Genomic DNA, 20,208 nt, shown 5'->3' with positions numbered 1-20,208 from the left:
GAACAGGTCTTACATAGCATGCAGCTACTATAACGCCATCAATGAAAGGCTGTCAATAATAGTAATACATTATGTATCATTTAAAAATAACGACACAAGAGTAATGCTTCAATGGTGACTAATCAACGAGTCTTTTATACGACCTAAATTAGAAAAGCCAGCTTTATACCATAATAGTAAAAAGCTGGCTTTTCCAGTGATGAAGAGTTTCAAATCACTCCAAGCCCAACTCCTCTATCATTTGCTCAACAATTTTATATTTTTGAATTTTACCAGTCACGGTCATTGGATAGTCAGTCACAAAGCGAAAATAGGTCGGCACTTTATAATGAGCGATATGGTCACGACAAAATTGCCTTATCTCTTCTTCGTTTAAGCCACTCGGCTCTTTGGCAATAATCCACGCCGCCAGTACTTCACCATACTTTTTATCAGGAACACCAACGATTTGCACATCACGAATTTTTGGATGGCGATAGAGATAATTTTCGACTTCTACTGGATAAATATTTTCGCCGCCACGAATGATCATATCTTTACTACGCCCAACCACCGTAATATAGCCATCTTCGTCCATCGTTGCCAAATCACCCGTGTGCATCCAACCATCCTGAATGGCTTTTCGGGTTTTAAAACGGCTGCCCCAATAGCTTTTCATGACCGCGTAGCCGTATGTCAGTAATTCGCCCGTCTCTCCAATCGGGACGACCTCACCCGTTTCGGTATCGACGATTTTGACCTCAAGCGCTGGTAGCACCATTCCTACGGTAGATACTCTCTTTTCAAGGGGCGTTTGCGAGCTGGTCTGACAAGAGGCTGGACTGGTCTCGGTCATGCCATAAGCAATGGTCACCTCGCTCATGTGCATCTTATCCATGACACGGCGCATGACCTCAATGGGACAGCTTGAGCCGCCCATAATACCGGTGCGCAGACTAGATAAATCAAAGCTATCAAATTCCGGATGATCAAGTTCCGCGATAAACATCGTTGGCACCCCCAGCAGAGCAGTACACTTTTCTGCTTCCACTGTTTGCAATACTGTCAACGGATCAAAACCATCATTGGGATACACCGCGCAACCACCGTGGGTCAAAATAGCTAAGTTGCCACCCACCATGCCAAAGCAGTGATAGAGTGGCAATGGGATACATAGCCTATCTTCTTCGGTGAGCCTCATTCCTTCGCCCATAAAATATCCGTTGTTCAAGATATTACGATGCGTTAAGGTGGCGCCTTTGGGTGTGCCGGTCGTGCCACTGGTAAACTGCACACTAATAGCATCAGTGTTCTTAAGCGAGGCTTGGCGTTCCGCTACGCGAGGGTCGTTTGCATCACCCTCTGCCATCCACGTAGAGAACTTCTGCATAAAATTAAAGTCCTCATCACTCTCTGGTTCATCAATCCAAATAATGCGCTCGATGGTAGGAATCTCGACCAAATCAAGCTGAGTATAGTCTTTATGATAAATTTCAGGACATAGCTCACGAATCATTTGCGTATAATCACTGGTTTTAAAATGACGCATCAATACCAAGGCCGAGCAGCCCAGTTTATTCAGCGCATATTGCAGCTCAAAGGTACGATAGGCAGGATTGATATTGACTAAGATGACGCCGATTTTTGCTGTCGCTAATTGCATCAGCAGCCATTCCGCATTATTATGCGACCAAATAGCGATACGATCCCCTATCTCAAGCCCCATCTCAATCAGGGCACTGGCTAACTGATTAACTTTTTCCTGTAGCTCGCGATAAGTCCAACGGATATTTTGATGGCGAGAAACCAAGGCTTCACGCTCAGGATATTTATTAACAATAGCATCGAAAAAGTCACCGATGGTCGCTTCAATCAGCGGCACATCAAGTCCTTTATCATGGCTTTGGGTGAGTGGCGCATTCGTTGAGCGCGCGCCTATATTGACTTTGGGAACATTATTGAGAATACTGTCATTAAGAGTATTCTCATTGAGAATATTGTCGAAATCGGTGTGCTGAGTCATAACGAATCCTTTCGTTTTGCTGTTAGTTTTATTATTTTATTGCCTTATGTGCATGTAATGCGCTGCTAAGGTAAATATTTTTCCTTGAATACTCTTTATCGCTATATTTATAGCTTTCTAGTTACCTCCTAACCAATATAGCGCCTAAAATAAAAGACTGTCAATCATAACTGATACAGCACGTATCGATTATGATTGATACAACGTATTATCAAGTCGATAACTAATGCAAAAAATGCGATAGCCATAAAAAAGCCAGTGCTGCATTAGGTTTGCAGCATTGGCTATGGTGTAAAGATTTTTAATAGTTACCCTTTAGGCATGATAGGCGCTTTAATAGTCACTGTCGCGCTAACCGCATCGTTATCATCTATCAAATCCATGATTAACGCTTCATCCGTTTCAGTCTTTACCTGCCAATTGCCAGCAGCTTGCGGCACACCAGTAACCATCACAGAGATGGCTTTATTTTTAAGACGAATCATCGGCGGTTTATGCTCATAGCCGTCATGTTCATGCCCCAAAATATCATCCGCAATGGTGGCAGCTTGCGCACGCAGTGGCGCAACATAACGACAGGCAACCCCATTAATAGACATGCAATCACCAATGGCGTAAATACTAGAAGTATTAGTACGCAGTGTTGTCGCATCGACCACGATACCGGTACGGCGATTGAATTCAACGCCAGCAGCGGCAGGCAATTTATCATCAACCGTCAGCCCGGTACTGGCAATGACATGGTCAACGACTAATGGTTCGAGAGACTGAGCAATATTACTATCAGCATCTGATGCAACTGAGTCATAGCTGACTTGCAACTTACCATCACTATTACGTATGACGTCAGACACTTGGTAGCCGCCTAAAAAGTTAATCCCTTGTGATTTGACCGCTTGAGCAATACGTGCCGTCGCTTTTGACGGTAGCATTTGTGAAAGCGGTGCATCATTTAAATCAATCAGCGTTACTTCATGACCAGCCTTCAGCAAGTCCTCAGCGATTTCTGTCCCAACCATGCCAGCCCCAACAATGGCAACATGCTGACGACCGCTTGCCAGCTTCTCTTGCAGCTGTCCAAAGCGCTCAATATGATTGACATGCCAGACCAAATCTTCTGGTAAGCTCGATGGAAAAATAGGATGAGCACCCATTGCCAGTACCAGCTTGTCATAGCTGATAGTGGCGTAATTGGTATAAACGGGGTCCGATCGCAGCGCAGAGACAAGTTGTAGCTGCTGAGTGCTAGCGTCAATATCAGTGACCTGCGTATTAGCCAGCAAGTTAACATTCGCAGCTTCTGCCGCCTCACTACCCGTAGCCCGCACCAAGTCTGATGCGCTTTTGTTTTGGCTAATTGCCATTGTTAGCATAGGTTTATGATAACGATCGCCACTATCAGCGGTAATCAAGGTAATTGGAATGTCTTTATCTTTCGCCCGAATCGCATCGATGACATGCCAGCCGGCCAATCCTGCACCAATAATTACTACACCTTTCGATGTAGATGAACGTTCTGCACTCATACAAGCTCCTATTAACTTAATTACTGTGTGTATCAGATTTCGCCAAATATAATTACCCTTATTGTATCAGTAAACAGCCATTCACTCATCTATTCTGCCATACAGCTCACAATGTAATTACTCATATCACTATCATGGTTGACGGTATAAATCGACTAGGGTTTATGGAATAGTCAAATGTGCTACGGGCACAAAAAAGCGCCTATAAATAGACGCTTCTCATCATGTAAATCTAAAGGTTTTTCTAATAACATCGTTAGTGATTGAGAATTTTAGATAAGAACATCTGCGCGCGCTCACTTTTCGCCCCTTCAAAAAACTCATCTTTACTACAGTTTTCGACAATATGACCTTCATCCATAAAGATAATCCGGTTGGCGACCTGACTGGCAAAACCCATTTCATGGGTCACACACATCATGGTCATGCCATCACGAGTCAGCTCCACCATCACATCGAGTACTTCTTGAATCATCTCAGGGTCAAGTGCGGAAGTTGGCTCATCAAATAGCATCGCTACTGGATCCATTGCCAGCGCACGAGCAATCGCCACCCGCTGCTGCTGACCACCGGACAATTCTGCCGGATACTTCGCCGCTTGTACCGTCAGTCCGACACGATCCAAATACACCATGGCTTTTTGCTTGGCCTCGCTTTCTTTACGGCCTAGCACCTTGATTTGCGCAACGGTTAGATTATCAATAATCGTTAGATGTGGAAACAGTTCAAAATGCTGAAACACCATACCGACACGACTACGCAGCTTAGGCAAGTTGGTCTTAGGTGCACCAACTGAGATACCATTGACCATGATTTCACCTTTTTGAAAAGGCTCAAGTCCATTCACTGTCTTAATCAAAGTTGATTTACCACTGCCCGATGGACCACAAACGACGACGACATCACCTTTATGTACATGCGCCGTACAGTCAGTCAGTACTTGAAAGTCTCCATACCATTTGCTGACATTAGATATCTCGATGACCATCTCATCACTAGCATGACCACTATTGGTAACCAGCCCGCCAAAGGCATTTAAGTACGTATCAGCATTGCTCATCACTGGCTCCTAACCACATTATTTTCGATAATCATTATTTAAAAAAGTTAAATCAAATACTCAAGCTTTTAACACTCAAAAGCGCAAGCGATAGCCGTATTAAAATAACTATACTAAAACCGCAAACGCTTTTGTAATTGTTGCACACCAATAGAAGCACTTAAGCTAATCACAAAATAGACAGCACCAGCACCTAGGATATACGGCGTGAGTAAGCCCATTAGCTCACCGCGAACATAGGCTGCGCGGAAAAAGTCGGTCAAACCAATGGCAAATACCAGTGTCGTATCTTGGAATAAAATAATACATTGCTGCAAAATCAATGGCAGCATCTTACGAAAGGCTTGTGGCAAGATGACCAGACGCATGGTCTGCCCATAAGTCATACCGAGCGCTTTTGCCGCATTGACCTGCCCGCTACCAATCGATTGAATACCAGCACGCACTACTTCTGAGAAATAAGCGGCCTCAAACATCATAAATGCGACCACACAAGAGGCAAATGCCGCATCGAGTTGCAGGTACTTACCCGCTACCCAAAGATAAATCATCGGTACGGCAAAATAAAACCATAGCAGTACCAGTAGCAGCGGTACGGAGCGGAAGTAATTGACGTATAGTTTGGCTGGAATCTCAAGCGCTTTAATGCCTGACAAGCGCATCAATGCCAGTACAGTTCCTAAACTGATACCGCCTAAAATAGCCAAAAACAGCACTTTTAAAGTGGTAAGCATGCCACCCATCAAACCAGGATAGGCTGTTGCCAATTCGGTCATATTCATTTCTGACCTCCCGCAATAAGCCCAGGCACACGCAATTTACGTTCAATCAATCCCATAATAGCGATTAAGGATAAATTGAAAACCAAATAAATAATCGTCGCGTAAGTATATATCTCGATACTATTTTGAGTATATTCGCTGATGGTTTTGGTTTGGCTAATCAGCTCCATTACCCCCACAAGCGAGGCCACAGAAGCGTTTTTAAAGCAATTAGTCAGCTCAGAGCTGAGCGGTGGCAAGATAATACGGAATGCTTGCGGTAGCAGCACTTCTTTATAGACTTGTGGAATGCTAAACCCTAACGCATAGGCCGCGTTAATCTGTCCATCTGGTAATGACTCAATACCCGTCCGTACCTGTTCAACGATACGAGCAGCGGTAAATAAGCCCAAACCAATACTGGCTGATAACATGGCTGAGGTATTCGGAGACAAATCCTTATACCACCATTCTTGTATCGTCGGCGTGAGCCAGCCAGGCGCGATATAAAACCAAAAGAACAGTTGAACAAGCAGTGGAATATTACGAAAAAATGTTACATAAGCCGTACCGATTGCACGAGCAGTCTTGTTGGGCAAAGTACGCATGATACCGAAGATAGTACCGACGACCATCGCAATGGCCCATGCGATACTGCCAATCAATAGCAGCCAGCCAAGACCAGTGATCATCCAATGGATGTAGAGCTCGTTGCCAATACCAGTCTGCTCAAAGAGCACACCCCAGTTCCAGCTATAATTCATGGTTGTCTCTCCGAGCAACGATTGATAAGCCTATACGTCAAATAAAATTACTGGTTATCTGAACGTATAGGCAAGCTATGTTGAGGGACAATGAGCGTTACTGCGCTGCTGCTTCTTTAGGCTGAGCGCTGTCATGCGGATTGGCAATCAAGGCCTTTAAGTTGTCTGACATCTCAAAGTTTAGATTGACGTTCTTTGGTGGGATTGGGTTCAAGAACCACTTGTCATAAATGCTATTGATTTCGCCTGAGCTAAAGACATTAGCAAGTGCTTCATCGACCACAGCTTTGAATTCAGGATCATCTTTACGCATCATACAACCATAGATTTCAAACGATTGCGGCGTACCGACGATGACCCACTCATCAGGATTTTTTGCTTTGGCTTTTTCGCCCGCGAGCAATACATCATCCATCATAAAGGCATCAGCGCGACCATTCTCTAGCATTAGGAAGCCTTCGCCATGATCTTTGGCTGAGATGATGTTGGTATCCATTTTATTATCATCGTTGTACTGACGGATATAACGCTCTGAAGTCGTGCCTGCTGTCGTTACCAGAGTTTTACCTTTTAGGTCTTCAAAATCTTGAATACCAGAATCTTTTTTGGTCAACAGACGCGTACCGATTTCAAAGAAACCGTTTGAGAAAGCGACTTGCTTTTGACGTTCTTCGTTATTGGTTGTTGAGCCACACTCAAAATCTACTGTGCCGTTTTGTACCAATGGGATACGAGTTTGCGAAGTAATTAGGTTATAGCGAACGTTAAGGTCTGGCATGTTTAGCTTTTGCTTAACGGCTTCAACCACTTTCATTTCCAAGTCGTGTGCATAGCCAATCGGTTGGTTAGGATCATCAGCGATATAAGAAAAAGGAATAGAGGAATCACGGTGACCGACGACAATAGTGCCAGAGTCTTTGATTTTCTGTAGCGTACCGTTGGTCGTGGTTTCTGTCGTCGCTGCATCATCTGCTGGCGCATCAGTACTGGTCTGGCTGCTGTTATTACATCCCGCTAAACCTAATGCCATAACAGCAGCTAAAGTCAACGGTTTGGAAAATGAGTATGTCATGAAATACATCCTTTTATCGCAAGATTGAGTGAGTGCTTGGACGACATAGGTCTGATTGACCCGACTGCCCCGCATCCGTACGGTTGTTGCTGTTGTTTATCACAATGCAACTTAATGTTACTGTACAACAAATTTGCAGTAGAGGGTGAATTTTTTTTGAGAGAGTACATATTTATGAATATGTTTATATTCTGGCTATAAAATGTTGGCTCATAGCGGCTATCTACTCAGAACTTTGTACAAACAGCTGCTTGGTTGTTTAAGCTAATTATTGACAATTACTACTCATAATCATCAAAACAGTCTGCTAAGTGAGATTGATAAATCGGCAGTAATCCCCATAAAGCAAACAACTTCTCTATATTACAAATGACTTATGACTCAAGATATCCAAGTCCCAAATACGGACAGCCAAACTACTGGCAACCATGGCAGCAACGACATTCGCCAACGTTTCTTTGTTGAAGACTCTCCCGTGCGCGGTGATGTGGTACGTCTATCACGCAGCTACGCAAGCACGATTGCACAAAAGCCCTACCCAGAAGCCATCAAACGCTTATTAGGTGAGATGCTGACCGCAGCGAGTTTGCTAATCAGTACGGTCAAAATCAATGGTCGCCTGTCTATTCAGTTGCAATCATCAGACAGTGACAGCTTACTAAACTGGGCGATGGCAGAATGCGATCAAGACGGTATCATTCGTGCGCTTGCTAGCTGGAAAGGCGAGACGGATGAGCAAGTACAAGCGTGGGACAATATGACCCATGCCAAAGAAGCCTTTGCTGAGCTTGGTGCGATGGGACAAGGCGTATTGTTTATCAATATTCAGCCTGATGGCGGTGAGCCATACCAAGGTATCGTTGAGCGTAGCCATGACAATCTAGCGGACTGCTTAGCGCATTATCAAAAGCAATCAGCCCAGATTCCAACGTTAATTAACTTGGCATCTGATGGCCTGCAAGCTGGTGGTATCTTGGTACAAATGCTACCGCGTACTGCTGAAGAAACGTCTGAAGTTGAGCAAAACCAAGATGCGGGTATCGATGATGATTTATGGACGCGCTTGTCTGTATTGACGCGCACGGTCAAACCAGAAGAGCTAACGACACTGGATGCTAACGAAATACTCTATCGCTTGTATCACGAAGAAAACATTGTTGCCCCTGAGCCTGCGCCTCTATCATTTGGTTGCACTTGCTCACGCGAGAAGTGTGAAATGGCAATCGAGCAAATTGGTGAAGCAGAAGCATTAGACATCGTCGAAGAGCAAGGCGGTACATTTGAGATGGATTGTGGATTCTGCGGTGAAGTCTATAAATTCAATAAAGATGATGTAGCAGCGATATTTGCTGAGTAAGTTTTCTTACTTACTATAAGTCAATGTTTATAAAAAAACCCTCAAGCGTCATGCTTGAGGGTTTTTGTTTTTCACATTAAATCACTACACCGCCACATCCAAACTTCTAGGATAAGAATGTATGCACGGACGTCCGGCGTAGTCATTTCGACCATTATCAAGTAGCCATTCAACAACCTGCTCGCGCACCCGTCTACTATGAATCAAGTTCATATGATTAACACCATAAAACACCGCTTTATTACCATCTGGCACAAATAAGGCATGCTCAGCGTCATCTTCACCCAATGCTGAAGCGACGGATACCAAACTGTCTCCTAGCAGATCCGTTACCTTAGAATCATAATGCGTCTCAAGCAACGCACTGGCGACAAAGTAAGTTTTGATACCACTTGGCAGCCGTGCAGGATGGCGAAAGTCTTGTGGTAGTACGCTACGTCCTTCTAATGCTTTCCAATCCGCATCACGAATACTGCCATGACGCAGATCGATAATACCGGCACTGCGCATATCACCGAGCTTGGCCAGTGAGCCTGCAAACGGTAGCTTGGCAATGACGTCTTGCACATAATTACCGATACGCTCAAGGACTGCCCCATGATGCGGCGAACCTAGCGTGATGAGATTGCCCACGCGCTTGGTCCAGTCTAGGCGATCTTGCTCACCATAAAACAGTGCGCTGCGAGAGACCAAACCGCCCATACTATGTCCAACAAGATCTATCTGACTGATATTTGGGTTGTCAGCGACCAGCGCTTGTAGCAATTGAGAGAACTTACGGCCGCTACGCGAGATACGGCGACCTGTGTTGTAATCCAAATATAACACCGTGGTATCAGGCTGGCTGACATGAATGGCCTCGCCTAAATCATTATCCGCTTGGGCTTGCCAGCTCAAATGACTCATGCATAGACCATGGCACAAAATAGCGATACGGCCTGATAGCACTTCATTCTGTGGTTTGCCGTCTTGAGTGTATAGCATCATCGGAATGGCGAGCGCATTTTGATTGTTGACAAGATGGTCACCCATGACACCATTGAGTACATTGACCAGTTTTTTTAGTGAGTCTGGTAGTGGCTGCACTGACTTTTGGAGAATCAGGTTTTTGTATATGCGTAGTACAGACGCCAGATTATTACCGACCATTTGCATGACATGACGTATCGTGCCATAGATACGTCCAGTAAATCCGCGCGACCATTTATTTAAATGTTTGTCATTGAAGCGGCCTAGCGGACGCAGAATAACTTCACGGTGGATGGCTTCTACGATTTCTGTAACCTCAACCACACCCATGGTAGCAAGCTGCGCCAATCCTTCAAAAAAATCAGCCAGAGATACAGGTGTTTTGTTGATTTCATCACTGTCATCTGAATCTGCTAGTAGCTTAACCAGTTCATCCATATCGATGGCTTCGAGTTGGTCGATTTGCTCATATAGATGACTGTGTAGCGGTACACTCGCATCTGGGACAAAATGCGCATCGAGCTCATGGTGAGTACGAGTATAGCTGCTATCGTTTTGAGCGTCGCTGTCACTAACACCGTTGTTATAAAACACATTTGGACTGCTCATAATATTTGCACATTCAGCGAGAGAAGTAATGGTCTATATTATCCTGTAACGGCAGCAAAGAGAAGTGAATGGTTTGACTTTAGAGCGAGATGACGATTAGCAGAGCCAGATGAGTGATAGACGGTCTCGTTAGCCATCAAATCAATATGACAATAAAAAATCCCAAGCCTTAACTTGGGATTCTTATGGTCGTGAGCATTTTGGTTATTTCTATTATTCGCTTACAGCTTATCTATCTATGTCGTGCTATCAGCTGTAACAAATGATTCTGCCAGTATGACATCACCATCCTCGCGAGTAATCATCACAGTCGCTGAGCGAGGTATACTACCGCCAGCGACAGCGCCCCATGTGTTGCCAGGATGCTGAATGTTGATAAACAGCGTCTTAAAATCTGGTGCCATGGTAATACCTGTTACTTCGCATCCTTCAGGACCAACAAAGAACCGTTTAATATTGTCATTGCTAGCAGATGTGCCGACTCGGGTCGACTGCCCTGCCGATGTGGTCGTCATCGAGCCATCACTGACTTTGCCTGGTAGAGCCGCGAGCAACATGCAGCTACTGGTATCGGTATAAGCGCCGTCATCTGTCTGAATCCACAAGACACCGCGCGGGTCAAAATATAGCCCATCAGGTGAAGAAAAGTCATTATTATCATTTAGCTGAGATAAGTTTTCTGCCGATAAATCACTTGGCGCACCAAACAGATAAATATCCCACTCAAAGCTCGTTGCGGCATGGTCGCCGCCCGCTTCTGCCCAGCGAATAATGTGACCATTGTCATTACCAAGCGCTTTTCCGCTTGATTGATAGCTACGCGGATTGGAAGCTGAGACAGGCTGGTCGTCACGCACACCGCGATATTTATTATTGGTCAATGTCACATAGACATCACCCGTCATAGGGCTGACCGATACCCATTCAGGTCGATCCATCTTAGTAGCACCAGCAGCATCGGCAGCTGCACGAGCAAAGACCAATACCTCATCTTGTCCATTGAATGGCAGTACACTATTAAAAGCATCCAGTCCATTTTGACCATGGACGAGAGCTTTCCATTCACCGCTACCATCTTCGTTAAATACCGCCACGTATAGCGTGCCGTCATTCAGATATTTGTCACCTGCTTTTAGTCCGCCGCCGATGTCCGAGTTTGACCACATCGCTTTGGAGACAAACTTATAAATGTACTCACCTCGGGCGTCATCACCCATGTAGAACACCACTGGCTTACCTTGCTCAACAGGAGCATACGCACAGTTTTCATGAGCGAATCGGCCCAGTGCGGTACGTTTTTGCGGTATAGAGTTTTGGTCAAATGGGTCAATCTCAGTAATATAACCAAAAGTGTTGAAGCCGTAGCGATAATCTTCAGCAGCACTCGCACCGACAGCTGTCATATCCCAGCGTGAGAACTCGTCTGCTATTTTGGCATCCTTTGCCTCTGGGGTATGCCATAGATACTCCCAACCTGGGAAGTCCTCCACCGCACCGTAGCGCTCGCGCGCATAGTTATCACCAGCGCTCAATTGGCTGGCATCTTGTCCACGGGCAAACACCCCCAAGAAGTTCTCTTCGGTAGTCAGATAAGTACCCCACGGTGACAGACCTGCGCCGCAGTTATTATTGATGCCGCGAGTCTGATAGCCTGTCGGATCAAACTTGGTCTTGACCAGAGCAGAGCCTGCCACAGGGCCAGCCAATTGTGCTGTTGTACTACTGGTGATACGACGATTGTATTTAGAGTCAGGTACCATCTCATAACCCATACCATCTGCACGGCGAGTTAACTCGACCACTGAGACGCCATGACAATTGACTTCACGGCGGACGTCGCTTGCGAGACGGCGGTTTTGAAAGATAGGCGCAGCTTCGTTATCTTGAGTGACGTAATAGCCAAATGGGCTAAGCTCACTGCTATTAACGTATTCATGATTCATGACTAACAAGCTGTTTTCTGACGCTTTGGCATCGTAAGCGTTACCGTTTTTGCCAAAGAACCACATCCCATCATGGTTGTCACCCATACGCCATTCAAATGACTCTGCTGATTGCTCGCGATTGTCTTTCCAATCCTCAATACCAGAGTTCAGCGGTGTACCCAGCGGTAATATCATCTCTGCCTTGTAGCCTGCTGCTACGGTCATCGTATCAGCTGTTGAATGCGCGACTGCCTCAAACTTTAGGGTATTAGGACGCTTTAGATCACCTTGTGCAGGGATAGCGGCATTATTGTCATCACCAACAATACTGCTATCGTCGTCTTCACTACAACCGACCAAAGGTAATGCGCCAAAAAACGCAGCAGCCGTCAACCCTGTGCCACCTTTTAGGATACTACGGCGGTTCAATCGACGATTGATAATCGTCTGAAAGTCAGTATTATTAGTAGGATTGGAGTCTTCAACCACTTCGTGGGCAAGCGTTCGCTCATTGTTCAATAATGTCATTATCAGTCACCTTGCTATTAGGCTAGATTGGCAGAGAGTTGATCGCGGCTTTATCATTACGACCACAAAAATACGAATTCCGCTTAAGTCTACTCAACCTTTATGACAGCACGCTGAACAATAGGTGACAAACTGATGACAATCGAATGTACTGACGATTATTGAAAAATAGAATGATTAGATAGCTAGCATTGTTTGGCCGTTAGCAAATTTTAGAAATAAATATAAAGTCTTAAAAGCAAAAACCCCAAGCAATTGCTCAGGGTTTTTAATATGCGTCTGTTATTGCAATCAAGCTCACTGTACTTGTGATACCCACTCATGAGCACCCAGTTTTAGCTTAAGCTGATCGCCTGCTTGCAACACACCAACACCGCTTGGCGTACCAGTCATAATCACATCCCCTGCTTGCAAGCTAAAGGCGTGACTGATATTGACCAGTAATTCATAGACAGGAAATAGCATTAAGGCACTATCGCCATCTTGCGTTAATTTATCATTGATAGACAGCTGATACTGTACATTCTGCAGATTGCCAAACGCTTGCGGGTCGAGCCAATCAGCAAGGACGCAAGCTCCGTCAAAACACTTAGCACGCTCCCACGGATGACCTTTTTCTTTTAGCTTGCTTTGCAAATCACGCAAGGTCAAATCCAGTCCCAATGTCACCCCACCAATGGCTTGCTGAGCTTGCTCAATCGTCGCCATAGATAAATCAGCTGATAACTGAATACATAGCTCGGCCTCGTAGTGAGTCTCACCAAACAGCTCTGGACTTGGGCGAACCACATCACTACGGATAGAGACCACTGAAGACGCAGGTTTCATAAACAGTATCGGCGTGGTTGGTACTTCATTGCCCAATTCTGCAGCATGTGCCGCATAGTTGCGACCAACACAAACTACCTTACCAATAGAGGTACGTAGGCTTTTATTATGATTGATAGCGCCCTGCTCGGCATTGACACCAGCTGCAATGGCGTTCGCTAATGACTCGTGTGGCGATTGGCTCATACTAAACTCTCCCTGTAAATGATGGCTATTTTATCAGCAGTCCATACTATATTGTCTACAGTGACTTTGACGGTTTTTAGTTGCTAACTGCTAACTGCTAACTGCTAACTGCTAACTGCTAACTGCTAACTATGGAATCGTATTGGTCACGACATCTGGTGGTACATAACTGGCGTGGCGGTTCATACGTTTTTCAAACATTCTAAAGCTAAACAAGATAACCCACGACAGCAGTAGATAGACGATACCAGCGGCAAAGAATAGCTCCATCAAGGTATAGGTACGCGCACTAATCGTACGAGCAACACCTGTGATATCCATCAATGCAATAGTTGAAGCTAGCGCACTACCTTTTAGCATAAAGATAACTTCGTTACTGTACGCTGGAATCACAATACCAAATGCGCGCGGCAGTGTAACCCGTGTTAGCTTTTGCCATTTTGACATACCAAGCGCATCAGCCGCTTCAAGCTCTCCAATCGGAATCGTCTGAATCGCCCCGCGTATAATCTCTGCGAGATAAGCACTGGTATTGAGGGTAAAGGCGATGATGGCACACCAATATGCTTGGCTAAGTACCGGCTCCCACAAGAACGACTCGCGTACGGCCTCAAATTGACCTAAACCATAATAAATCAGGAATATCTGTACCAGCAGCGGCGTACCACGGAAAAAGAAGATATACAGGAATGGTAGTATCTGTACCACCCAATTCTTAGACAGTCGTAATAACGCCAAAACCAAACCAAACAGCAATCCAATCACACCTGAAAACAAAACCAGCTGTACGGTCAATACCGCGCCGCCTAGTAAATCAGGGATATGGTCAAAAATGACCTGCCAATTCCAATCCATAGTATCTCTCCTCTACCCTATGGTCGATTGACTGTGAGTGGATTGACGGCTTATCTTTTTGGCATAGCGTGCCGCAGGATTGGCGCGCCACTCAAGCCACATCATAAAGCCAGTAATCAACATGGTCAGACCCAAATAAATAATCGCTGCTGCCATATAAAAGGTAAATGGCTGCTGTGTAGACTGTGCCGCACGCGATGACTGATACATGATGTCTTTGAGACCCACGACCGATACCAATGCGGTATCTTTGAGCAGTACCAGAAATAAATTACCCAAACCTGGCAAAGCAATCTGCCACACTTGCGGCAACGTGATGCGATAAAAAGTCTGAAAAGGACGCATACCAATCGCTTGCGCAGCCTCTCGCTGCCCTACTGGAATCTCTTGAATGGACATGCGAAAAATCTCAGTCGCATATGCACCAAAAGCAATAGACAGTGCCATGACACCACCCCAAAAAGCGCTAATCTCGACATAGTCGTTATAGCCGAACTTTTTGAGGATGCTCATCAATAAGATAGAGCCGCCATAATAAATAAAGAGCACCAATAGCAGCTCAGGAATACCGCGCATCGTCGCAGTATAGACAGTCGCAAGTTTACGCAGCAACCAGATATTGGACATCTTTGCGGTTGCGCCGAGCAAGCCTAAAGCCAGACCAATAATTAAACTGGTCACAGCTAGCTGTATGGTGACGGTAGCGCCGCTTAATAAAAGCGCGCCAAATCCTTGTAAGTCAAACACGATTATCCACTCAGTCTCTTTATATTAGCAGTTAGGGCATGTCTTCAATTCAATCGATAGACATCTAAATGGTTTAAAAACGGCTAAATCTTGCCAAACGGCGTCAAATAGCTGACTAATATCTCGATATTATTTGCGCTATTTTCCTTGTTTGACTGCAATTTATCTCATTTTTATTACCATTTTTAAAATGAAGACACGCCCTAGCAAAATATGAGTTAAAAGAATCAGCATCAATAGCTGAACGCGGCAAAACACCGTATTTTATACCAAATCAATAGGGATGGTCGGCATCAAAAAATGACGTCAGAAGAATACGATTAACGCTGCGATAATTGACACAGTAGAAATGAGCGCTGATTTTATCATATTCACTCGCCATGATGTTAATACTGACGCGTAAAAGCTGCGCCTAAACCGTACTTAAACAGACACTTGCCTCTAGAGACATACAATAAGCCGACTAAGTTTGAGCAAAATTGGTAGGCCGCTACGATGTATATTTGTTGATATAACGACAAATAAAAAAGGACATCACCATGAAGGCGATATCCTTTTATTGATCAAAACAATATTTTTTGACTGCTATCTCTAACTACTGTTAGCTATTAACTAGCGTTTTCTGTCGCTGGTTGCTCGGCAGTATTTGTATCTGTGCCTGTATTTGCGTCTTCATCAACTGTACTCGTTGCAGACGCTGGCACCGCAAAGTACTTTTGGTTGATTTTATCGTAAGTACCGTTTGCTTTTATATTGGCAAGAGACTGATTGATCTTTGCTTGTAGCGGATCACCTGGGCGTACCGCTATCGCAAAGTTATCATTAATATCGATCTCATCACCTTTTAGCGCATATTTGCTACCAGCATTTGAGCTCAGCCATTCTATGGCAGGCAGCTTATCAGAAATCATCGCATCGACACGGTTTGAACCGAGATCCAAAAACGCATTGCTCAACGTATCATAAAGCTTCATATCGGCTTTTGGATACGTGTCTTCTAGCCACTGCGATGAGATAGTTGAACGCTGTGCAGCAATAGAATGCGAGTCGATATCGCTGTTGTTGCTAGGATCAAAGCTGCTGTCTTTTTTGGCCAAAAAAACCAAGGCATTGCTAAAGTACGGATCGGTGAAGCTCACCTGCTGCGAACGCTCTGGAGTAACGGACATCGCGGCCACGATTGCATCGTACTTACCTGCTTTTAGACCAGGAATAATACCGTCCCAGTCCTGCGCCACAATCTCACAAGTGACCTGCATATCCGCACAAAGTGCATTTGCTATCTCAACATCAAAACCACCCAGTGTCCCATCGGCATTGGTATAGTTAAAAGGTGCATAGGCCCCTTCTGTACCGATGCGTAATACATCACCTGTAGACGCTGCCGTTGTTTTGGTAGCCTCTGGATTGGTATCAGCTGCACTCTCTTGGCTATTGCTACAGCCAGCAACGGTAAAGGCCGTCGCTAGTGCGAGCAATGACATAGACAGACGACTGGCTACAGTAATGTTAGATTTGCCAGTCGTGGCACAGATTGGGGCACAATGGTTGCTCATGATCATCCTTGGTTTTTTCTTGAGTAAACAACACGTTTTCAAACAACAGCAGTCAAACTACTAGATATCGTATTAGTTAGCTGGCGCTTCTTCTTCAGCGACCATTACTTCTTCGACACTATCAGTTGTTGCCACAGCTTTTTGCGCAGCAGCCGTTGAGCTAGTACCAAAATAGCTACCCGTGATTTGATCATAGGTGCCGTTGTCTTTTAGCTCAGCCAATGCTGCATTGAACTTAGCAATTAACGGATCGCCTTTACGGAAAGCAATACCCATTGCGTCATCATTGGTGCTGATTTCTTCACCTTTAACTTCGTAACCTTTGCCTGCGTCTGTTTTTAACCAGTCGATACCCGTTACTTTGTCAGACATCATACCGCGCACACGGCCTGAGGTTAGATCTAGATAGGCATTGTCTTGCGTATCGTATAGTTTGATATCAGCATCTGCATGCTCGTCTTGTAGGTATTGCGAGGCAACAGTTGAGCGCTGTGAGGCAATTGGTAAGCCTGTTAGCGACTCAACGCTTAAGTCATCACCCTTTTTGCCGATCAAGATGATACCGCTATGGAAGTAAGGGTCGCTAAAATCAACCACTTCTTTACGCTCAGGCGTGATAGACATACCTGCGATAGCTGCATCAAATTTCTGTGCGTTAAGCCCTGGAATCAAACCGTCCCAATCTTGAGAGATGACTTCACACTCAGCTTTCATTTGTGCACATAGTGCGTCAACTAGCTCAATCTCGTAACCAATCAGCTTGCCATCTGCATCGGTATAACTAAAAGGCTTGTAGCTTGATTCTGTAGCGATTTTGATATTTAAAGGCGCTTCAGTAGCGGTATCAGCTTCAGCATTTTCTGCTGGTGCTGAGCTATTGTTACAACCTGCCAGCATTAGCATTGCTGCGCTAAGCGGTGCTAGCCACAATGCTTTTTTACTCATTGATGATGTCATTGAAATTGTCATAAGTTTTATTCCTTAATATATTTACCAGCTGTATCGTCAATCACTGCTTGCTGATTTATGATTATAAACACCGTTTATTTGAAAAATGCCCAGTTTTAGCATTACTCGCATCAAACGTTACTTGTTCTAAGCATAAATCTTCAGTGAGTCATTATTGACCAAAGTTCATCTGCTCAAGACGTGCAAGCTCACCGTTACTACGGATTTCGCTCAATGCTTTGTCAAAGTCAGCTTTGAGTGAGTCACCTTTACGTACAGCAATGGCAATATTGTCATCGTTATCAATTTCATCACCAACGATACCGAAGCCCGCTGCATTTTCTGCTAACCATGATTTGGCAGAAACTTTTTCGGCCAATACGGCATCGCTACGACCAGATTTTAGATCTAGATAGGCATTGTCATAGTTGTCATACAATTGAACTGTGTTGCCTTCTTTGCCTTCGTAGTTATCCTGTAGATAAGCACCTGGCGTAGTAGAACGTTGACCACCAAGCGTTGCGTCTTTAATCGCCATAGGATCAAAACTACCATCCGTATTGGTCAACCATACCATCGTATTGGCAAAGTATGGCTCGCTGAAATCAACTTTTTCTTGACGCTCAGCGGTAATAGACATACCTGCAATCACCGCATCATATTTCTGTGCCAATAGACCTGGGATAATACCGTCCCAGTCCTGTGCAACGATTTCACACTTGGCTTGCATTTGATCACATAATGCATTGGCAACATCGATATCAAAACCTGCCAAGCTGCCGTCGGCGTTGGTATAGTTGAATGGAGGGTAAGCGCCTTCGGTAGCGATACGAATGGTTTTACCAGTGGTTTCTGCTGCAGGGGCGTCAGCGTTGGTATCGGTAGTTTCATCGGCAGGTTGGCTACAAGCGCTCAACATCAATGCAGCAGTAACGGTCATCGATGACCACAATAGGCGAGAATTCGACATCATACGTTCCTTAAATTCTGATGGGTTTTACATAAGTTTTTGACAGGATTTTCTGACTTAGGGTGCTGATATTTTGTTCTCTGACGTCCCTGCCAGACAAGCAATATAGATAGCAGAATAACAGACAGCCACGAGACGTGACGACCTATAAACCTTTTGATAATACCTGAGTAAAATATCAAAAACAAACGTTTTGCATACTCATAGTTATCATTGGGCAATAAACAGTCAACAATGGTTACGTTACAGTGATTTTACATTTGGTAGGGTAAATGGTGGCAAGCGTGTTGCCACCATTTGTATTGGACATGATATTAAGCGAAAAACTAATAATTAATAACTAAGTAGGACGGTGTGATGCCATAAAGTCTTTGACGCGCTCAGAGGTAGGGTTGTCAAAGACTTGCTCAGGTGTGCCAATTTCTTCAACCACACCTTGATGTAAAAAGACGACTTTGCTTGATACTTCACGGGCAAAGCGCATTTCGTGAGTAACGATAAGCATTGTACGCCCCTCTTCTGCTAGCTCACGCATTACCGCAAGTACTTCGTTGACCAGTTCAGGATCTAGCGCAGAGGTTGGTTCATCAAATAGTAGAACTTGTGGCTGCATAGCAAGCGCACGAGCAATAGCGACACGCTGACGCTGACCACCAGATAAGTTCGCAGGATAAGCGTCTTTTTTGTCGAGCAGGCCGACTTTATCGAGTAGTTTTTCCGCATCGCTAATCGCTTGGTCTTTTTTAATCTTCAAGACCTGCGTTGGCCCTTCGATGATGTTTTGCAAAATGGTCTTGTGCGGCCACAGATTAAAGCTCTGAAAGACAAACCCGACGCGTGCACGCAAGCTTTCTAGCTGCTTCACGTCTGCCGCTTGTAGCTCACCTGATTTGGCAGGCTTTAGCATCAGCTCTTCATTACCGATCAAGATACGACCATGATTTGGGTTTTCTAGAAGATTAATACAACGCAGCAACGTCGACTTACCTGAGCCAGATGAGCCCAAAATAGAGATAACATCGCCATCATAGGCAGTCAGGGATACCCCTTTTAGTACCTCTAATGAGCCGTAGCTTTTATGGATGTCTTGTAAGTCTAGGGCGATAGGCCGAGTCGGGTTTTTTGCAGTATCAAGCATGGTTCAGCAGACTTCCAATAAATATGAGTGAAAACACGAATAAAATAAGAGCTATATCTATATATAGTACAAGCATCTAGATGCATTATCGTAATATGCCTGATGAGGCAAAGAGAAAAATGCCATATTGTCTCTTATTACACAGTAAAAAGGCAAATATTGTATTTAACCAACGGGTTAATCAGTTTTTAGCAAACCGCGAATACAAAAAAGCCCAGACTGCATTTATCGCTCTGGGCTTTATTTTATCACTTTAGAATACGAGACGTTGTGTTATCTGATAACTGCCTATTTATAGTATCTAGTTAGTACACTTATGATGTAGCTAATAGGGAGTTTCCTAAAAACTGTGTAACTGCTTATAATCCAATAACAGGAGAATAAGCAATGACTACTCAATCTGACAT

Annotated in this window: 16 protein-coding genes; 1 reads left to right on the top strand and 15 read right to left on the bottom strand. The window is 44.6% G+C overall.

Annotated features, from left to right (window positions below; translation table 11 throughout):
* Window positions 1-214: 214 nt before the first annotated feature.
* The 6 genes from QO187_RS06130 to QO187_RS06105 form a co-directional block, all read right to left on the bottom strand.
* A complete protein-coding gene (locus QO187_RS06130; protein ID WP_102094559.1) occupies window positions 215-2,002 on the bottom strand; it encodes an AMP-binding protein in 1,788 nt (595 codons plus the stop codon).
* Window positions 2,003-2,310: 308 nt separating this feature from the next.
* A complete protein-coding gene (locus QO187_RS06125; RefSeq protein ID WP_102094558.1) occupies window positions 2,311-3,528 on the bottom strand; it encodes an FAD-dependent oxidoreductase in 1,218 nt (405 codons plus the stop codon).
* Between the two features lie 256 nt (window positions 3,529-3,784).
* Window positions 3,785-4,516 carry an amino acid ABC transporter ATP-binding protein gene (locus QO187_RS06120; RefSeq protein WP_185156658.1) on the bottom strand — a complete coding sequence of 244 codons (732 nt, stop codon included), beginning with the start codon at window positions 4,514-4,516 and terminating at the stop codon, window positions 3,785-3,787.
* Between the two features lie 185 nt (window positions 4,517-4,701).
* The gene (locus QO187_RS06115) at window positions 4,702-5,370 is read right to left on the bottom strand and encodes an ABC transporter permease subunit (protein WP_101205580.1); all 669 of its coding nucleotides are present in this window, start codon (window positions 5,368-5,370) and stop codon (window positions 4,702-4,704) included.
* Window positions 5,367-6,113 (bottom strand): amino acid ABC transporter permease, encoded by a 747-nt coding sequence (locus QO187_RS06110; RefSeq protein ID WP_057758328.1) that lies wholly within the window; start codon window positions 6,111-6,113, stop codon window positions 5,367-5,369. Before QO187_RS06110 ends, QO187_RS06115 begins: the two co-directional genes overlap by 4 nt.
* 97 nt (window positions 6,114-6,210) lie before the next feature.
* Window positions 6,211-7,185 carry a glutamate/aspartate ABC transporter substrate-binding protein gene (locus QO187_RS06105; protein WP_180958124.1) on the bottom strand — a complete coding sequence of 325 codons (975 nt, stop codon included), beginning with the start codon at window positions 7,183-7,185 and terminating at the stop codon, window positions 6,211-6,213.
* Window positions 7,186-7,561: 376 nt separating this feature from the next.
* Between QO187_RS06105 and QO187_RS06100 the strand changes: the two genes are divergently transcribed.
* The gene (locus QO187_RS06100; RefSeq protein WP_102094556.1) at window positions 7,562-8,542 is read left to right on the top strand and encodes an Hsp33 family molecular chaperone HslO; all 981 of its coding nucleotides are present in this window, start codon (window positions 7,562-7,564) and stop codon (window positions 8,540-8,542) included.
* A gap of 84 nt (window positions 8,543-8,626) precedes the next feature.
* Here the strand turns inward: QO187_RS06100 and QO187_RS06095 are convergent, their stop codons facing one another.
* The 9 genes from QO187_RS06095 to QO187_RS06055 all read right to left on the bottom strand — a co-directional run bounded on the left by QO187_RS06095 (window position 8,627) and on the right by QO187_RS06055 (window position 19,801).
* Window positions 8,627-10,120, bottom strand: coding sequence for an alpha/beta fold hydrolase (locus QO187_RS06095; protein WP_102094555.1), 1,494 nt, complete (start codon window positions 10,118-10,120; stop codon window positions 8,627-8,629).
* A gap of 236 nt (window positions 10,121-10,356) precedes the next feature.
* Entirely contained in the window at window positions 10,357-12,573 is a 2,217-nt protein-coding gene (locus QO187_RS06090) for a PhoX family phosphatase (protein ID WP_102094554.1), read from the bottom strand.
* Between the two features lie 297 nt (window positions 12,574-12,870).
* Window positions 12,871-13,587 (bottom strand): fumarylacetoacetate hydrolase family protein, encoded by a 717-nt coding sequence (locus QO187_RS06085; protein ID WP_102094553.1) that lies wholly within the window; start codon window positions 13,585-13,587, stop codon window positions 12,871-12,873.
* Window positions 13,588-13,716: 129 nt separating this feature from the next.
* On the bottom strand, window positions 13,717-14,442 hold the full coding sequence (locus QO187_RS06080; protein ID WP_101205569.1) for an ABC transporter permease: 726 nt from the start codon (window positions 14,440-14,442) through the stop codon (window positions 13,717-13,719).
* 12 nt (window positions 14,443-14,454) lie between these two features.
* Window positions 14,455-15,189: an ABC transporter permease gene (locus tag QO187_RS06075; protein WP_057758316.1), complete on the bottom strand. Its 735-nt coding sequence runs from the start codon at window positions 15,187-15,189 to the stop codon at window positions 14,455-14,457.
* 608 nt (window positions 15,190-15,797) lie between these two features.
* Entirely contained in the window at window positions 15,798-16,745 is a 948-nt protein-coding gene (locus tag QO187_RS06070) for an ABC transporter substrate-binding protein (RefSeq protein WP_102094552.1), read from the bottom strand.
* A 72-nt stretch (window positions 16,746-16,817) separates the two neighbouring features.
* Complete coding sequence (locus QO187_RS06065) at window positions 16,818-17,714, bottom strand: transporter substrate-binding domain-containing protein (RefSeq protein WP_102091643.1); 897 nt, start codon at window positions 17,712-17,714, stop codon at window positions 16,818-16,820.
* A 151-nt stretch (window positions 17,715-17,865) separates the two neighbouring features.
* The gene (locus QO187_RS06060) at window positions 17,866-18,666 is read right to left on the bottom strand and encodes a transporter substrate-binding domain-containing protein (protein WP_185156656.1); all 801 of its coding nucleotides are present in this window, start codon (window positions 18,664-18,666) and stop codon (window positions 17,866-17,868) included.
* Window positions 18,667-19,003: 337 nt separating this feature from the next.
* The gene (locus tag QO187_RS06055) at window positions 19,004-19,801 is read right to left on the bottom strand and encodes an ABC transporter ATP-binding protein (RefSeq protein ID WP_102094550.1); all 798 of its coding nucleotides are present in this window, start codon (window positions 19,799-19,801) and stop codon (window positions 19,004-19,006) included.
* Between the last annotated feature and the right edge of the window lie 407 nt (window positions 19,802-20,208).

The sequence above is a fragment of the Psychrobacter sp. Arc9 genome (assembly GCF_041431295.1).
Classification (GTDB): domain Bacteria; phylum Pseudomonadota; class Gammaproteobacteria; order Pseudomonadales; family Moraxellaceae; genus Psychrobacter.
The sequence above is the reverse complement of the archived record's forward strand: the minus strand, read 5'-3'. Positions and strand labels throughout refer to the sequence as shown.